Origin of the sequence: Virgibacillus ihumii, from assembly GCF_902726655.1 — a bacterium.
GTDB lineage: Bacteria > Bacillota > Bacilli > Bacillales > Amphibacillaceae > Lentibacillus > Lentibacillus ihumii.
Window position 1 is genome coordinate 1441997 of record NZ_CACVAN010000001.1, and the last position, 16150, is coordinate 1458146.

The following is a 16150-nucleotide window of genomic DNA, read 5'->3' on the forward strand; positions in this document are numbered from 1 at the left end:
CACATACTAACTTCCCTTACTGTTAGGAATGAGTGCATATCGAATCGGATAGAATGAATAATATCTTAGAAGAAATTGAGAGGAATAACAATGGAGCTTCAGATGATTGAGGTTTATGCACCAAATAATTTTGACTATAAAAAGGAACTGATTACAAACTTTTCCTCCATCTCCCATTGGACTTACCCTGCCAAAAATAACCAAACATTAATACGAATTCTTGTAAAAAAAGAGGATTCCGAAAACATACTGAACTATCTGGAAAAGCTGGCGCAGCAGAAAAATCATGAATTTGACGCTGTACTTTACACCATAAAAGCTTACATCCCAAGCAGGCTTAATGAAAAAAATATCCCTGATGATGGTAAAGAAGAATTTGAGCGGGCCAGTAAACATGAGTTATATTCCGTTGTTAAGACATCAGGAGAATTTAACACAAGTTTTTCCTGGTTCACTATTTTTGCAGCGCTTGTTGCTGCAGTTGGCATTATACAAAACAGCCCTACCCTGGTACTTGGCGCAAATGTAATTGATCCGTCGTTCAGACCAATCATCGGAACCGCCTTTTCTTGTGTAATAGGTGAAGGGAAATTAGCTAAGAAAACTATTGTCACTGCCTTGTATGCAATCTTTATTCCCATCGTAATCGCTGGGTTGTTCGGATATTTTTTTCCACTTCCAACCGATAGTGGTGAATTTATTGCGCAAACAAACGTCCATATGCTAGATGTACTGGTTGCAATTTCCGCTGGTGGCGCAGGAGCATTATCATTTGTTAAAAGGTCAAAGGGGCAATTAGTTGGTGTGATGGTTTCCCTGGCTGTCCTGCCAACAGCAGTTGTATTCGGTATGATGGCTGGTGCAGCAAGGTGGGAAGATGCCCTGACCCCATTGCTGCTCCTGCTAATCAATGTAAACGCCATTCTTTTATCAGCCATTGTTGTCTTCTGGATAAGCGGTATAAAGCCCGTGAACTGGAAGGACATTAAGGACGCGAACACATCACGACTTAATGCCCTTCTGTTCACCAGTATTATTGGGATTACACTAGTCATAACGGTTATCCTGATTTAATTTTTCATCAATGCCTTTAGCTCTTATTATAAGGAAAACAACTTATTTAATTGCCTTTTTGGAAAGTATACACAATCATACCCCCATCACATATTCCAAGAAAGCAAGAAAAACACCTAAGCCATAGGTTATAACGATATAAAAAGCAAATGTTTTTATCTGCTTTCGATGTAGAAACAATCCTTTTATTATTTAACAGCAGCAGTGATATACGTTTTTTGTTCATTAGCAATCGCCTTAACTGCTGCGTGGCTAATAATTTACCTTATTTATACAAAATCACCCCTTTTTTCCTGTATACTGATACAACAAAGGAGGTTGTATAAATGTCCAAGGGAAAGTCCGCCACGCTGGGAGTCATTATCTTTTCACTGACAGCACTTATTTTGGTTATAACTATAAATGCAAATGAGAAGAAAAAACACCTTGAAGCAAAATTACATAGTCCCATGGATAATCTGGCAAAAGAAAAATCGATAGTGTTCAAAGTTGACGACAAAGAAAAAACCAAAAAAACGACACTGGGAAACAAGCAAAAATCTGAAACCTATGTTACCAAGTACATAGCAGTTTCTGAACTGAATGTCTGGAGCGGGCCGGGTGTTGACCATGAGGTGATTGGTATTTTGAGTCTAAACGAAACTATTAAAGTGGCGATGGAAAACACAATCAATGGGTGGGTGAAAGTAAATGGTACAAACATCCAAGGCTATGTAAATGGAAACTATCTTTCCGGTGAGAAAACCAAAGTTGTTTCTAATGCCCCCAGAGACAGCAATACTAACAATCACGATGAAGAAAATAATGGCACCCAAAGTGAAGATTCAAACCAGCAAAAGGATTCAACACAAAAGGACACAAATATTCAGAAAGAGCGGGACCGAACGAATAATAATTCCAATGAACCGAAACCAACTGTTCCAAACAACGACGCACAAAAGCTTAACACCATTGATGCAAACAACCAATTAATTTTAGTGACAACCAATGGTTATGGAACGAGTTCGGCAACCGTTCAGACTTTTGAACGGAACTCACAGGGAGCTTGGGCGCGTATACTGTCGATACCAGGACACATCGGTAAAAATGGGTTTGCTGTAAATAAAGTGGAAGGTGACGGAAAAAGCCCAACAGGCAAGTACTCCATTGGCTTTGCCTTTGGACGAAGCGGGAATCCGGGTACAAAACTTCCATTTCGGGCAATAACATCTGACCATGTTTGGGTCAATGACTCGAATTCTTCGTTATACAATACATGGCAATCAAGACAGGAAACTAAGCAGCAGTGGAATAGTGCAGAAAACATGGACATTCCGGCATACACGTATGGTTTTGTCATAAATTACAATACACAACAAACACCAGGTGCCGGGAGCGCTATTTTCTTTCATATTTCAAACAGTTATACACTTGGATGTACGGGGGTTTCAAAGAACAATGTCGTAAAAATTTTGCAGTGGCTTGATCCAGCCAAAAACCCGGTAATTATTCAGACACCGGAAAGTGAACTGGCAAGTTATTGATTAAAAAGCGGCAGCACCTCTTCAGATGCTGCCGCTTTTAATCCATTTAACCAAATACCGTTTGCAAAACTTCCGTTTCCTCATGATCGAGCATATTCTTATGAATGATCTGGTTTGCTGGTTTATTCATCTGTTCTTCCAGTTCATGAGATCCGTCTGATTCACCGATAACATATATTTTTTCCCAGTCATGATCTTTCGCCAACTTATCCATTTTTGGAGCGATTTTTTTATACCAGCGTTGCCTATTGGCCTGATAGCGTTCTTTAAATTCGTCCTGCTGTGAACTTTTACCACCAGACCCCATTGATGCATCCGCTTTATGCGGTCCGGTAAACTGACGCCAATGGTCTGTATCCAAATCGAATTGATAATAGGACGTATCCAAAATTTCATTTAACGCTGTTTCCATCACTTTAATCTGATCCTGCTGCACCAAAATAATACCGGACTTCGGAAATTCATCATGAAGTTTTTTCAACTGCTCGAGCTGTGGTGTTTCCTCCCAGTAAAATTCTGTTTTTAACCGCATTTGAACCCGGGTTGCATACCATACACTTTCATCAGCAGAGGCAAACAAAATGACCCCTCTTTGCAGATGCTGTTCATTCGAATGAATATATTTTTCCGCTTTCTGCTTAACAAGTTGAAAGTTTTTCAGTTCTTCCTTATCATCGGATTGTTCCAGATAACTTTCAAAATTCCGTAACCCGTTCTTAAAATGAATTTTCCACTCACCAGCTTGCTGCTCCGGATCAGATGGATCTGTGTTCAAATACATTGATAATACTTTATTTGTACCGTCTTTTTTTACATTTTCCAGTTGCTTAATCTGTTCAATCAATTCCATGTAATATCGGCACCCCTTTAAAATAATTGTTACTGTTTCAGTTTCCGATATTATCTGTTTGTAAACATGCTAGGAGATGAGCTTTAATCCTACTGCGGCTGACAGAACCATACTGATGAACAGCACCCTGCGCCAATCGGTGGATTCCTTATAGAAAATAATTCCTGCAAGTGCGCTGCCAACTGTTCCAATCCCTGTCCAAACCGCATATGCAGTGCTCATCGGGATAGTTTGCATGGCAATACTCAGGAAAATAAAACTGCTTATAAAACCACCCAGCAGCCAAACAAACGAATTGATACTTTTTTCATTATTTATTTTATTTATCCCCATTACACCGACAATTTCACCGGCTCCTGCGATTAGTAGAAATACCCAACTCATATTGCGTGCTCCCCTTGCTCTTCAGACGTAATCATTTTTAACCCGACAACTCCTGTTAACAGAATTGCAATCAGGATAGTTTTTGCCAGGCTGAAGGGTTCACCAAAAATCGTAAAGCCCAGGATTGTCGTCCCTACTGTTCCCATTCCGGCGAAAACTGCATATGCAGTTCCAACCGGCAATTTTCTTGAAGCAATTATTAGCAAATGCATACTAAAATAAATCGCAAATGCTGTTAAAAGCCAGGTTCCAACATTATAAGCATGTTTTAATCCAACTACCCAGCCAATTTCAAATAACCCTGCCAAAAATACAATGTTCCAGCTTTTGTTCATTTTCCTGCCTCCTGAAATGTTAATATCTCCTATTAGGGAGGGTGATATTTATTCAGATCAAATGATGGTGATGATGTTGTGTCACGATCGGTTGATGTTTTTCCCGTATGGTTGATGTTTGCCTCGTACGGTCGATGTTTTTCCCGTATGGTTGATGTTTGCCTGATACGGTTGATGTTTTTCCCGTATGGTCGATGTTCTCCCCGTACGGTTGATGTTTTCCCCGTACAGTTGATGTTCTCCCCGTAAGGTTGATGTTCCACTTATTACACTAATAGCTATCCAAAACAAAAAGCCCGGGACGATATCGCGCTGATATCCTCCCGGGCTTTTCTCCCGCCGTGAACACATACCGTGCGTCTTCTCTCGGACCAGTCCAGCCAAACGCTGCGGAACCCTAGAAGACTTTAATAATGACAGTATAGCCAATAATTCTTTTCCGGTCAACCTTTCTATGTACGGATAATTCCCGTTGCAGTTTCATACCTTTATATAAAGAAAAAATTTGGACGAGATATGTGGTGAATGCTTCCATGTTAAATAAAATAATTTCAACACTATTTGGCAGCTGCCTGATTGCGATTGGGATTAATTGCTTTGTTATCCCGCACCATTTAGTGGATGGCGGTATTATCGGACTTGGTTTAATCGCCAAATATACATTCGGGCTCAAGCCTGGTTTAACCATTATTATCCTTAGCCTGCCACTATACATCTATGCCTGGTTTCATTTTCGCACCTATTTTTATAATGGGATGCATGGTCTGCTGGTTTCATCGTGTCTTATTGATTATTTTCACCCATTATCCACGTTGAATACAGTACCTATTCTGATTAGTGCGTTGACTGGAGGAGTCGTGATCGGGGCAGGCATTGGAATTATGCTGTACACAAAGATTAGCACGGGGGGGACTGACCTCCTTGCTTTAATGATTTCAAAAAGTACTTCACTCAACGTTGGGATGGTTATTCTTTTCATTGATGGCCTCGTCATTTTGATAGGGTCAACCGTTATTAAGGAAACAACTATTTTTTATTCCAGTCTGATGGTTGGTGTTATTGGATTGACCACATCCGTCATTACGAAAAAAAGCAGCTGACAGAACACTTCTGTCAGCTGCTGCATTCTATTTATCAACCCTTCCAACCGGAAAGATTAATTATAGATATTATAATTTTTCTTTAAGTAAGCCTTCTAAAATAAATGATTCTTTAGTATAAGGATAGATCTTTTTAAAGCATAGCTATATTTTTTATTGAATACGGCGGACGTGACCGCTGAAGTGTTTGCTCCAATAAACATTGTTCACACTGGCAACTGCTACGCCCGTACTGCTTTGCGAACCGAGAAATTTACCGTTACCCAAGTAGATTCCAACATGTCCATTTGTTTTATACGTGTTGAAGAAGATAAGATCCCCAGGCTGTGCATTACTGTATGAAACTTTGGTTCCAACAGACTGTAATGCTGATGTACTTGATGGAATGGATACGCCAGCCTGCGCAAATGCCCATGACACAAATCCGGAGCAGTCAAATCCTGCAGGTGTTTTTCCTCCCATTACATATGGAGTTCCTGTTACAGTGTACCCGGCCGCAATTGCTGAACTAAAGCTTCCCGACGAGACATTGGATGAGTTGCTGCTTAATTGTGTTAAGTCACCACCATCACTTGAAGAACTCGCTGACGCACCAGAACTATTGCTGTCTGACGCTGAACCCGTGTTATTACTACGGGCTGAAGTTTCACGTGCCTGACGCTCGCGGATTTCCTGTTCAACTGAAGCAAGACTGTCATCCTTATTTTCCAGTTCTGCTTTCATCTGGCGTAAATCTTCTTCTTTATTCTTCAATTTTTTCTTGTCAGCTTCCACTTGTTCTTTTTGTGATAAAATCGTTTTCTGTGTAAATTCAAGCTCTGCCTTCATATCTTTTAAATTATTCAGCTTTTTCTCAACCTTGTCCTGTTTCTTTTCAAGCTTTGCCTTATCTTCCTTCTGACGTTCCATCAGCTTTTCATCTGCTTCGGCAATTTTTGAAACTGCAGAAACCCGGCTGATCAAATCACTGAAGCTTTCAGAACCGAAAACAACTTCCAGAAAGCTGACATCTCCGCCGCTCCGCTGATATGATTTGATTCTGTCTTTCAATATTTCATAACGTTTTTCAATATCTTCTTCCAATTCCTTTATTTCTTTTTCAAAAGCAGCAACTTCCTTTTTTGTATCGGAAATTTTAGCTTTCGTTTCATTCATTTTTTGTTTATTTTGCTTTAGTGCATTTTCAACCTTCTTAATCTTTTCATTTAATTCTTCCAACTCTACCATTACATCGGCAATTTTAGACTCAGCTTTCGACAAATCTTCTTTTATATCTGACCGTTCGGATTGTACTTCCTGTAAATTACTTGGTGTTTCAGCGTAAACGGTTGTTCCAAAAATTGCACTGCCAAAGACAACCACACCTGCAGTGGCAATTGTACTAATTGTTTTCTTCAACTTTCTATTCCCCGCTTCCCTTTCACAACCGCAAAATCTGTCTATGTATGTTCCTGATTTTCTGGGTAATTTGCAGTAATGTGATAATTTATAATAGATTATGTAACTTATTATCTTAGGCAATTCGCATTATATCATGTAAAAATGACATGACTGTAATAATAGTATTACAATTGTATTTCAATAATGAAAGCGGGGTTTTCACATTAAAAAAGCGCAGTATACCTGCACTTTTAATCAAACCATCCCTTTTTTTTAAACCAGAAAAACATCAATCCGCTGATCGCCAGCATCACAAACCATACGATAAAGTACCCATATTTATTGTCCAATTCCGGCATATACACGAAGTTCATTCCATATACTCCGACAATAAACGTCAATGGCATAAAAATAACCGAAATGACTGTCAAAATCTGCATCGTTCGATTTGTCTGGTGCGCATTTAATGATAAATAGCTGTCCCGAATATCCTGTGTCATTTCCCGGTTTGAAGCAATCATGTCGGCAACTTTGATCAAATGGTCGTGGATATCTACAAAATATTCCCGCCGGTCATGAATCCCCTCCAGTTTGTGCGTGTTCAGCATACGATATAAAAGATCACGCATCGGATGAACTGTCTGCCGCAACTTCAGCAATTCACCCCGACGGTCAAACAAATGTTCAAGCAATTGCTCCATCGATAAACGTTTGGTATTCTCCTCAATTTCATTTATATGATCCTCAATGTCATAAACAATAGGGAAATATTTGTCGACAACATTGTCCAATAACTGATGAAACACGAAATATTCATCCAGCATATCCTTTTTCTTCGTCCGCTCCACCAGACGAAATGCAGCATCAACCGATCCCGAAGCGTGTTTATGATACGTTACGATCCTGTTATCTTCAAGAAAAATATCAATTTCTTTTTTGGACAAATCCTCTTTATCAACCGCATGAATCACAAAAAAAGAATGATTATCGTAATAATCCATTTTTGGCCGTTGCAGATCATGCATACAATCTTCCACCGCCAGCGGATGGAAATGAAAATATGACTCCAGTAACATAATTTCATCCTGGGATGGTGCTTCTAAATCAACCCAGACCCAGGAAAAGTTTTGTTTATTCAGGTCTTTTATTTCCAAATTATGAACGATACTGTTGTCATCTGTCTGTGCCACAATACGCATCATGTCATTATCCTTTCTTTCATGATACTTACTTTTTCCCAATCCTTCTTTGATTAAACCAAAAATCGTTAATATAGTTCTGGGATAAACTGTAGAAGGTGAAGCTTTGTCAGTGATTCCTATCGGCGAATTCGGCCGTTCTATCAGTGAAAAAGACAGTTCTATCGAATTCAACAAAAAAGACACCCCATCAATGTGAGGTGCCGAATATTTATGATGTAAATTGCTCCGTCTCGGTTGAACCAGCCAATGCCCCGGTTGATGAAGTACCTCCGGATATCACCTGCGCTACTTCATCAAAATAACCGGTTCCAACTTCACGCTGATGCCGGGTTGCACTGTAACCGGCCACCTCACTGGCAAATTCCGCCTGCTGCAATTTGGAGTATGCTGCCATTCCCTGATCTTTGTAGCCGCGGGCAAGATCAAACATGCTGTGATTCAGTGCATGGAATCCTGCTAATGTAACGAATTGAAATTTGTAACCCATTTTGCCGAGTTCATCTTGAAAGGAGGCAATTTCTTCATCCGACAGCTTTCCTTTCCAGTTAAATGACGGTGAACAATTGTATGCAAGCAGTTGATTTGGATACTTCTCATGAATCGCGTCAGCAAACCGTTTTGCTTCTTGCAAATTTGGTTCGGAAGTTTCGCACCAAATCATATCAGCGTATGGTGCATATGCAAGACCGCGTGCAATCGCCTGATCCAGTCCGGATTCCGTTTTGAAAAATCCTTCCGCTGTCCGCTCACCTGTAATAAAATCTGCATCATATGGATCAACGTCACTTGTTATCATGTCAGCCGCATTGGCATCCGTTCTGGCAATAATAATTGTTGAGGTTCCCATCACATCTGCGGCAAACCGGGCAGAAATCAGATTTCGAACTGCTGTCTGTGTCGGAAGTAACACTTTTCCGCCCAGATGTCCGCATTTCTTTTCCGATGACAGCTGATCTTCAAAATGAACGGCAGACGCACCCGCTTCAATCATGGATTTCATCAGCTCAAAAACATTCAGCTGTCCGCCAAACCCAGCTTCAGCATCCGCAACAATCGGTGCAAACCAATCAATCGAATCGTTACCTTCCGCATAATGGATCTGATCAGCACGCTGCAGTGCCTGGTTAATCCGCTTCACAACATTTGGTACACTATTAACCGGGTACAGGCTCTGGTCGGGATACATTTGTCCGGCCAGATTCGCATCAGCTGCTACTTGCCAACCGCTTAAGTAAATTGCCTTCAATCCTGCCTTCACCTGTTGAACTGCCTGGTTTCCAGTCAACGCACCGAGCGCATTTATATATTCCGGTCCATTTATCAGATTCCACAGTTTCTCCGCTCCCCTTTTGGCCAATGTATGTTCAATATCAATCGAACCTCGCAATCGTATGACATCCTCTGCCGAATAAGGCCGCTCTACATTCATCCAGCGCATATGATTTTCCCATTCATTTTGAATCTGTTCCATACGTTTTTTTGACATTTTCGTGTCCCCTTTCGATTAATAATTGTACACAGATAATGTTGGAATACATTGTTATAATACAAAAAAATAAAATGATCTTTGTTATATAACAATGATGGTAAAAAAAATTACTCTTCCTTTTTAGACAGACAATAATCACATTCCAGTACCATACTTCGCTCATCAATTCGCTTTCCACATTCAGGACAAGTAGGGGTTTTCATTTGTTAATCCTCCTTTTGTATAACAGTTTATTAATTTATTTTATTGTTATAATACAGTTTATGCGAAAGGAAAATAAATTGCAACCCCTTTTTTAAAAAATGTTTAAATTTAAGAAAGTGCGAATAATAAAAGGTTGAAAACAGCCACAGTTACTGGAAAAATAGAAAATGATATTAAATCATTGGAGATGACTTTGTATGACCCGATTTAAAATTGCCGGCAGCCGTACAGTTAAAACCGGGCTGTCCGTATTTGTTACGGCTTGGATCTGTGTTTTGCTGGATTGGCCGCCCGTATTTGCTGTTATTACCGCGATTGTAACCATTGAACCAACTGTTTCGGACTCCATCAAAAAAGGAATTGTGCGTTTCCCGGCATCTGCAATCGGTTCAGCATACGCGGTATTGTTCATTTCCTTATTTGGGAATTCACCGTTGACTTATACACTTGCTGCCGTTATGACCATTGCCACTTGCTACAGGCTGAGACTTTACGCTGGGCTGCTTGTGGCGACATTGACCGCTGTCGCGATGGTCGAAGTCATTCACAGCAATTATCTCATTTCATTTTTCATTCGGTTGGGAACGACTACAACCGGATTGCTCGTATCGACCGTTGTCAATCTAATTATTTTTCCGCCCGATTATACAGATGAAATTACCCGTAAATTACAGCAGACGGCAAAACAAACAGGAATTGTCATAAGGAAGGTTTACCAAAATATACTGGGGAATCAAAATGTAACTGACAATAATGTAGAACATGCTTCAGATCAATTGGACACCATCATCCACAGTGCAGAAAAACTTGTCCGGTTTCAAACAGAAGAATCCAAATATCATCCACTGGCCGGCAGTGATAAACAGAAATTTGATCATGCGGAGAAGCAATTAATTCGGTTGCGTTTGATTCATTATCACGCAAGAAATGTCATTCGACTTCCATCAACTACTATTACCTGGACTGACGAGGAACGCTCCATTATCTTTCAGGCTGTGGATAAGTTGTCAGATGCACTGATTCATAAAAACACCTATAATGCTGCAATGCATCAAAAACATTTGAAACAAATTACGGAAATTTTTTGGAAGGTTGATAAGCGCATACCGGGAGAAACAACAAATTTTCCGGAAGAATACGTCATGCTCTATGAACTGGTTTCCATCTACAATCTGGCAGCCAATTATCACAAAAAGCCCCAATGACATGAGGCTTTAGGGGAGGTTCGCACGTTTTGGCCGGGTTTTGCGCGATATTCGCCACGCACGCTTTTTCGATAAATTTTTTAAACTAAATCATTTTTAAACGCATAAATAACTGCCTGCGTACGATCATGCACTTCCAGTTTTCCGAGAATATTACTGACATGGACTTTTACTGTTTTCAGGGCGATGTACAATTCATCAGCAATTTCCTGATTGGTTTTCCCCTGGGCAATCAGCAACAATATTTCCATCTCACGGTCTGTCAACTGATCATGCAACACATCGGCAGGCTTCTCTCGCATCCGGTTCATAATCTTGCCGGTGACTTCCGGTTCCAGAATCGATTCTCCTTCATACGTCTTTCGTATTGCTCCTGCGATTTCATCCGCTTTCGATGTCTTCAGCATATAGCTTGTTGCACCTGCTTCAAGCGCCGGATAAACTTTTTCATCATCCAAAAAGCTCGTCACAACAATAATTTTAGCTTCCGGCCACTGTTCGATAATCTGTTTGGTCGCCTCAATTCCGCCCATTTCAGGCATGACCAGGTCCATCAGAATGATATCCGGTTTCAGTTCAAGTGCCAACCGTACTGCTTCACCGCCATCATCCGCTTCTGCGACAACTTCGATATCGTGCTGTGCGGATAAATAAGCTGATACACCGATCCGCACCATTTCATGATCATCAGCAAATAATACATTAATCAAGCTGCTCACCCTCTTTTTTGTAGCTTGGTACTTTAACCTCCAAACGTGTTCCCTCATCGGGCAGACTAACCACCTTAAAGGTACCTCCGATTTGATAAGCCCGTTCCCGCATGTTTTCCAATCCGTATGAGCTTGTTTTCACCTTCTCCAGATCAAACCCCATTCCATCGTCAACAACACGCATAATGATCATGTCATCCCGTTCAATCAGCATTACATTTAGGGAAGAAGCTTTAGCGTGCCGCAATGTATTCGAAACTGATTCCTGTAAAATACGAAACAGCTGGTCTTCCACGCCTTTTTCGATTGTAAAATCTTCCGCCTTCCATTCAATGGTCATCGGTACTTTTTGGGTCAGTTCAACAAGCAGTTCTTCGACACCTTCTTGCAGTGACTTTCCTTTCAAAGGTACCGGACGGAGGTGCAGCAATAATGCCCGCATTTCCAGTTGTGACTGATGTATCATTTTTTCGACCATTTTTAGCTGCTTGCGGATTGATGTATCATCTGGAGGATTTGTTTCATTAATTGCCGATACCATCATGGAAGCAGCAAACAACTGCTGACTGACAGAATCATGCAGTTCTCTTGCCAGGCGGTTACGTTCCTGAACCACTATTTCCTGCAAACTCTTTTCCCGTTCCTGTGCGCGTTCAGAGACTAATCGTTGTGCATGCTCTGTCTGCAGTCGGATTTTTTCCTGAATCTGTCCAACGTGATACTGAATTTTTTCCAGCTCCTTATAAGGTTCCTCATCCTCAGAGAGCTTTTGTCCTTTAACTACTTCATCGAGATGTTTTTCAACCCGCTGGACCCTTTGCCGCCAATACCAGCCGGTCATAATTCCGATAACAGCACCAGCTGTAATAGAAGTCCCGATTACGTATAAAAAGTATGGTATATCATAGAGTGTTCGTTGCATAATATCGGACCACTTTTCGGGTGGAAACGCTGCGAACGTCAACCCAGCAACAACCAATGTAATGAACACACTGAAAAATATCGCGGTAAAGACGTGCCGTAACATCGTGCTCATATACGCTTCACCTCGATATCGCCGGAAAGCTGTGATGTAACAATCTTTACTCTGGAAGCTGCAGTATCATATCGTTCTGTCCGGTAAAAAAGTGATTGATTCATTAATTTCCAATGATGGTTTCCCAAAATATGCACTCTGCCGAAAACTGAACTGTGATGCACGCTTACTTCCACTTCGTATGGTACATATATCGTTATATTCCCGACAAGGTGACGGATTGATATTACCGCTGTATCATTCGGGAGAACAGTATTGCTCAAATCGATTACTCTATCACCGAATGCACCGTGAATATTAACATCACGCCACTGATATGCGGTTTCCGTTGTATGCTGATCGCCAAAAATTTTATGATCAAATAACGGTTTTTGCTGTACGATTGGCTGCTCATCTGCTTCTTCAGCTCCCGGCAGTTCAGGATTGATTTTTTCAGCTTCCTGTTTTGACTTGGAATAATTCACCAAAAACAGAACAATCGCTGCGATGATCAAGAAGCGTACGGCAAGCATATTCAGAATAGAAAAAACAAGGCTGATTAAACCAAGCCAGAAAAAGATTTTCCCCCATAGTTTAGTAAAGTTTTTCCAGCCAATATAGATGAAAAACCCGGAGAACAGTGCCGATACGATCATCCCGCCGTGAAAAAAAGCGATTTCTATGACAAAGAGGATCACTCCAATAATCAGTATCCAGTTTAATGTATCTGTCGACAAACGTTGAAACATGAAGTGAGCCCCTTTCTTTAATAGTGTTGCACATTTCAGTAAAACGATTTTATGCTGCCACCTGTTAAATCAAACAGACGCAGAAGAACTGCGCCTGTTCAGTATACCACGATTTGGAAATGTGCTCTATGCGAAAATTTTAGATACCGCTAGTTTGCCTCTTCCTGCATCTCTTTTTCCAGCTTGGCAATTTTGCTGTCAAATGTGCTTCGGTAGTAAGAACTGTTCACTTTGTATTCCAATCCTTCAATATACTTTTCCATTTCAGCAAAGCGGTGGAACGGTTTTTCGGTGGAATCATCCACTACCAGATTGATCTGATGATTGGCGCGGGCGATATTCTCCCTGCCCATCAGTTCCATCCGGCGCAAATGCATGTCTTTCAATTTATGCTTCATATCTTCGTATTTCTGTTCCAGCTCTTCCAACTGTTGGACTGCTTCTTCACGGGAAGCCTTCATGCGATCGGCACGTGCCTGATATTCTTCATACTCCCTTACTGCGAACTCGTGCATCTGGTCTTCCCCGGCTTTTTCGGCAATACCAGCCTGACGCTGCCGCTTATCAGCCATGTCCTGTGCTTTATGATACTCCCTGGTAAATTCGTCTTTCAGTTTGTGCTGACGGTCAACCAGCTTCCGCACCTTTTCTTTTTCCAATTCACTTTGCCGCAAATACTGGTTTAACGCTGCAATTGGATTCTTTTGCTCCTTTTGATCCATCATATTATGGAGATCTGCCGAAACCGAATCCTTAATCCGTGTAAAAATGTTCGTCATGATTATTCGCTCCTTTTGATTTTATCGATTTATTTCCGCCCATTGGCGTTCAAAGTTCTGAAATGGATCATCACTTTCCACAAATTGTCCTGCAGGTTCAACATCATCTTCTTTCCAATTCTTATAAATCAGATACAGCACATACGCTGCCGCAACTCCAATAACTGCATATATGTTGGAAAGGCCGATACTAAGTACGATCAGCCCGGCAATGACCCAGCCGATTTTAGCTGCCGTTGAATCACTTTTAACAAACTTTTTGAAAATCACATACAGCAGCCAAACACTGACACCCAGTAAAATCATCGGACCGAGATTTGCCAACAGGATGAAAAAGGCAACCAGCCCTCCGACAAACAACATAAATTTCTTCATACATTCCGCCTCCTTTCTTAACTCAATCTTATCGGATAGAATGCTCGCGCGTAATGATCCCCAGCCATATTTTGAACTAGGTCTGAAGGCGTATTATAGAAAAAATAAAATAAGGTGCACCGCATCTATTAGGCGGAACACCTTATTAGAGAGATATACTATTGACTTAGCTGCAATTCCTCTGCCAGCAGCCGGTACGATTTCAGCCTTGCTTTATAACTGTGGGTAATCGTCACTATCATCCATTCATCAACATGGTAGGATTCCTGCAAGTCCTCCAACTGCTTTCTCACTTCTTGCGGATTTCCAACAATCATTTTCCGGCGCATGTTCCGGATTGTCTCCTGCTCCTCACCTGAAAAATTATAGATTTGCGTGGCATCAATCGACGGCACCTTCCCATCGCCTTCATCTTTAGTCTTCTGAATACTCCATAACATGCTGCTTAATGCCAATTGTTCCGCTTCCGTCGTTGTTTCGGCACAAATAACTGAAACAGTCACAATTGTCCGCGATCCCTGTCCCTTGTATTTTTTTACAACCGCCGGTCCGTCTGTATCGCTCATAAAGTGCCCGAATACATACGGCAAACCTTTTTCGGCAGCCAATGCGGCACTTTTTTCACTCGTTCCAAGCAGCCATACTACCGGCGATGTATCAGGAACAGGAGATGGCTTAATTTTGGAATACATCCGTTCTTTTGGAAAATCGTTATGTAAAAAATGCAACAAGTCATCCAATGAGTAAGGCATCCGGCGTACATTTTGCAAAAAATCACCGGAAAGTGCAATGGATGCTTCAGCCGATCCACCAGGGGCACGGCCGATTCCCAAGTCGAGGCGGTCCGGAAATAACGTCGCCAGCAAATTATATGTCTCCGCAACACGAAATGGTTTATAATGCGGCAAAAGCACAGCACCTGCGCCAATTCGAATCCGTTTCGTCCGCGACCCGATGATGCCAAGCATGACATCAGGGTTGGAACAGGCAAGCCCGGTCATATCATGGTGTTCAGCAATCCAATACCTCGTAAATCCGAGCGCATCTGCTTGAACAGCCAGTTCAACCGACGCATTCAGCGCATCTTTAGCTGTTTTTCCGGATGAAATGGGTGACTGATCCAAAATACTGAGTTTCATTTCTGTTGCCCCTTTTGATCATTGGTTTCATTACCGATGGCATCCACCATTTTCTCGGCAGCCCGCCGGTAATAATTACTCATATTTGTCATAACCGCAATCATCAATAACTGCTCAACATAGTCCTGATCGTTATCGTCCACCCGCTGCACTTCCTGATGGACAGCATCCAAATGGTCATGAACATTTTTTTTAAACAGATCAACATTATCCTCATCCAATTTCAGATAACTTTGATAAAAGTCCTGCAGATTAAAGTCTTCCTCTGTCAGTTTTTGATTTAATTTTTGCAGTGTCTGCTTCACATCATTGATGGATAGTGAACCTTTCATCTGATAAATCATACTAATCAGCATCAAATGGTCACTGGAATACTTTTTATTTTTGACCGGGAAAAATAACTTACCCTTTGCATAATTATTAATCATCGTCTTTGTCAGCACTTTTTCATTTTCATTCCGCTTGGTATCTGCAAATTTATTTTCAAAAAGTTGGATGACCTGGTCCATGTACAAATTCAATTCCGGAATATCCTCCAACGATAATTGCCAATCCAGGTGCATATTTTTAATGAATTGATCAACCTTATTCATAGTAAAACCCCAATTTTCTTTTTTGTACATTATACGTGAATATA

Annotated in this window: 18 protein-coding genes and 1 riboswitch; of the genes, 4 read left to right on the forward strand and 14 right to left on the reverse strand. The window is 41.1% G+C overall.

What is annotated here, in order from left to right:
• Positions 1–90 precede the first annotated feature (90 nt).
• Together HUX68_RS07235 and HUX68_RS07240 are read left to right on the forward strand one after the other, a co-directional pair.
• A complete protein-coding gene (locus HUX68_RS07235) occupies positions 91–1074 on the forward strand; it encodes a TIGR00341 family protein (RefSeq protein ID WP_174614199.1) in 984 nt (327 codons plus the stop codon).
• Between the two features lie 326 nt (positions 1075–1400).
• Complete coding sequence (locus HUX68_RS07240) at positions 1401–2597, forward strand: SH3 domain-containing protein (protein ID WP_246206624.1); 1197 nt, start codon at positions 1401–1403, stop codon at positions 2595–2597.
• A 46-nt stretch (positions 2598–2643) separates the two neighbouring features.
• Here the strand turns inward: HUX68_RS07240 and HUX68_RS07245 are convergent, their stop codons facing one another.
• The 4 genes from HUX68_RS07245 to HUX68_RS07260 form a co-directional block, all read right to left on the reverse strand.
• Positions 2644–3447, reverse strand: a complete 804-nt coding sequence (locus HUX68_RS07245; RefSeq protein ID WP_174614200.1) for a VLRF1 family aeRF1-type release factor — start codon at positions 3445–3447, stop codon at positions 2644–2646.
• Between the two features lie 69 nt (positions 3448–3516).
• On the reverse strand, positions 3517–3831 hold the full coding sequence (locus HUX68_RS07250; RefSeq protein ID WP_174614201.1) for a DMT family transporter: 315 nt from the start codon (positions 3829–3831) through the stop codon (positions 3517–3519).
• The gene (locus tag HUX68_RS07255; RefSeq protein ID WP_174614202.1) at positions 3828–4166 is read right to left on the reverse strand and encodes a DMT family transporter; all 339 of its coding nucleotides are present in this window, start codon (positions 4164–4166) and stop codon (positions 3828–3830) included. Before HUX68_RS07255 ends, HUX68_RS07250 begins: the two co-directional genes overlap by 4 nt.
• 81 nt (positions 4167–4247) lie before the next feature.
• Positions 4248–4517, reverse strand: coding sequence for a hypothetical protein (locus tag HUX68_RS07260; RefSeq protein ID WP_246206625.1), 270 nt, complete (start codon positions 4515–4517; stop codon positions 4248–4250).
• Positions 4485–4578, reverse strand: a riboswitch (guanidine-I (ykkC/yxkD leader). Its footprint overlaps the gene before it by 33 nt.
• 121 nt (positions 4579–4699) lie before the next feature.
• Here HUX68_RS07260 and HUX68_RS07265 point away from each other — a divergent pair.
• On the forward strand, positions 4700–5266 hold the full coding sequence (locus HUX68_RS07265) for a YitT family protein (protein WP_174614204.1): 567 nt from the start codon (positions 4700–4702) through the stop codon (positions 5264–5266).
• A 153-nt stretch (positions 5267–5419) separates the two neighbouring features.
• On the opposite strand, the gene HUX68_RS07270 is transcribed toward HUX68_RS07265, so the two are convergent.
• The 3 genes from HUX68_RS07270 to aceA form a co-directional block, all read right to left on the reverse strand.
• Positions 5420–6664, reverse strand: coding sequence for a C40 family peptidase (locus tag HUX68_RS07270; protein ID WP_174614205.1), 1245 nt, complete (start codon positions 6662–6664; stop codon positions 5420–5422).
• Positions 6665–6897: 233 nt separating this feature from the next.
• Positions 6898–8022 (reverse strand): magnesium/cobalt transporter CorA, encoded by a 1125-nt coding sequence (gene corA, locus HUX68_RS07275; RefSeq protein WP_343033618.1) that lies wholly within the window; start codon positions 8020–8022, stop codon positions 6898–6900.
• A 34-nt stretch (positions 8023–8056) separates the two neighbouring features.
• Positions 8057–9334, reverse strand: a complete 1278-nt coding sequence (aceA, locus tag HUX68_RS07280; protein ID WP_174614206.1) for an isocitrate lyase — start codon at positions 9332–9334, stop codon at positions 8057–8059.
• Positions 9335–9738: 404 nt separating this feature from the next.
• Between aceA and HUX68_RS07285 the strand changes: the two genes are divergently transcribed.
• On the forward strand, positions 9739–10746 hold the full coding sequence (locus HUX68_RS07285) for an aromatic acid exporter family protein (protein WP_174614207.1): 1008 nt from the start codon (positions 9739–9741) through the stop codon (positions 10744–10746).
• A gap of 80 nt (positions 10747–10826) precedes the next feature.
• Here HUX68_RS07285 and HUX68_RS07290 read toward each other — a convergent pair whose 3' ends face one another.
• The 7 genes from HUX68_RS07290 to HUX68_RS07320 form a co-directional block, all read right to left on the reverse strand.
• On the reverse strand, positions 10827–11456 hold the full coding sequence (locus HUX68_RS07290; protein ID WP_174614208.1) for a response regulator transcription factor: 630 nt from the start codon (positions 11454–11456) through the stop codon (positions 10827–10829).
• Positions 11449–12492, reverse strand: a complete 1044-nt coding sequence (locus HUX68_RS07295; protein WP_174614209.1) for a sensor histidine kinase — start codon at positions 12490–12492, stop codon at positions 11449–11451. The genes HUX68_RS07290 and HUX68_RS07295 overlap by 8 nt, the downstream gene beginning before the upstream one ends.
• The gene (gene liaF / locus HUX68_RS07300) at positions 12489–13220 is read right to left on the reverse strand and encodes a cell wall-active antibiotics response protein LiaF (protein WP_174614210.1); all 732 of its coding nucleotides are present in this window, start codon (positions 13218–13220) and stop codon (positions 12489–12491) included. The genes HUX68_RS07295 and liaF overlap by 4 nt, the downstream gene beginning before the upstream one ends.
• Before the next feature lie 149 nt (positions 13221–13369).
• Entirely contained in the window at positions 13370–13999 is a 630-nt protein-coding gene (locus HUX68_RS07305) for a PspA/IM30 family protein (RefSeq protein ID WP_174614211.1), read from the reverse strand.
• A gap of 21 nt (positions 14000–14020) precedes the next feature.
• Positions 14021–14374 carry a lmo0954 family membrane protein gene (locus HUX68_RS07310; protein WP_174614212.1) on the reverse strand — a complete coding sequence of 118 codons (354 nt, stop codon included), beginning with the start codon at positions 14372–14374 and terminating at the stop codon, positions 14021–14023.
• A gap of 158 nt (positions 14375–14532) precedes the next feature.
• Positions 14533–15513, reverse strand: a complete 981-nt coding sequence (locus tag HUX68_RS07315; RefSeq protein ID WP_174614213.1) for an LLM class flavin-dependent oxidoreductase — start codon at positions 15511–15513, stop codon at positions 14533–14535.
• Positions 15510–16106, reverse strand: coding sequence for a DUF1836 domain-containing protein (locus tag HUX68_RS07320; protein WP_174614214.1), 597 nt, complete (start codon positions 16104–16106; stop codon positions 15510–15512). Before HUX68_RS07320 ends, HUX68_RS07315 begins: the two co-directional genes overlap by 4 nt.
• Positions 16107–16150 lie beyond the last annotated feature (44 nt).

Bases quoted from the DNA above. Each gene is read 5' to 3' on its own strand.
- liaF (WP_174614210.1), bottom strand. From the start codon at position 13,220: ATGTTTCAACGTTTGTCGACAGATACATTAAACTGGATACTGATTATT.
- HUX68_RS07320 (WP_174614214.1), bottom strand. From the start codon at position 16,106: ATGAATAAGGTTGATCAATTCATTAAAAATATGCACCTGGATTGGCAA.
- HUX68_RS07285 (WP_174614207.1), top strand. From the start codon at position 9,739: ATGACCCGATTTAAAATTGCCGGCAGCCGTACAGTTAAAACCGGGCTG.
- HUX68_RS07265 (WP_174614204.1), top strand. From the start codon at position 4,700: ATGTTAAATAAAATAATTTCAACACTATTTGGCAGCTGCCTGATTGCG.
- HUX68_RS07260 (WP_246206625.1), bottom strand. From the start codon at position 4,517: ATGTGTTCACGGCGGGAGAAAAGCCCGGGAGGATATCAGCGCGATATC.
- HUX68_RS07245 (WP_174614200.1), bottom strand. From the start codon at position 3,447: ATGGAATTGATTGAACAGATTAAGCAACTGGAAAATGTAAAAAAAGAC.
- HUX68_RS07305 (WP_174614211.1), bottom strand. From the start codon at position 13,999: ATGACGAACATTTTTACACGGATTAAGGATTCGGTTTCGGCAGATCTC.
- HUX68_RS07310 (WP_174614212.1), bottom strand. From the start codon at position 14,374: ATGAAGAAATTTATGTTGTTTGTCGGAGGGCTGGTTGCCTTTTTCATC.
- HUX68_RS07240 (WP_246206624.1), top strand. From the start codon at position 1,401: ATGTCCAAGGGAAAGTCCGCCACGCTGGGAGTCATTATCTTTTCACTG.
- HUX68_RS07250 (WP_174614201.1), bottom strand. From the start codon at position 3,831: ATGAGTTGGGTATTTCTACTAATCGCAGGAGCCGGTGAAATTGTCGGT.
- HUX68_RS07255 (WP_174614202.1), bottom strand. From the start codon at position 4,166: ATGAACAAAAGCTGGAACATTGTATTTTTGGCAGGGTTATTTGAAATT.
- HUX68_RS07315 (WP_174614213.1), bottom strand. From the start codon at position 15,513: ATGAAACTCAGTATTTTGGATCAGTCACCCATTTCATCCGGAAAAACA.
- HUX68_RS07295 (WP_174614209.1), bottom strand. From the start codon at position 12,492: ATGAGCACGATGTTACGGCACGTCTTTACCGCGATATTTTTCAGTGTG.
- HUX68_RS07235 (WP_174614199.1), top strand. From the start codon at position 91: ATGGAGCTTCAGATGATTGAGGTTTATGCACCAAATAATTTTGACTAT.
- aceA (WP_174614206.1), bottom strand. From the start codon at position 9,334: ATGTCAAAAAAACGTATGGAACAGATTCAAAATGAATGGGAAAATCAT.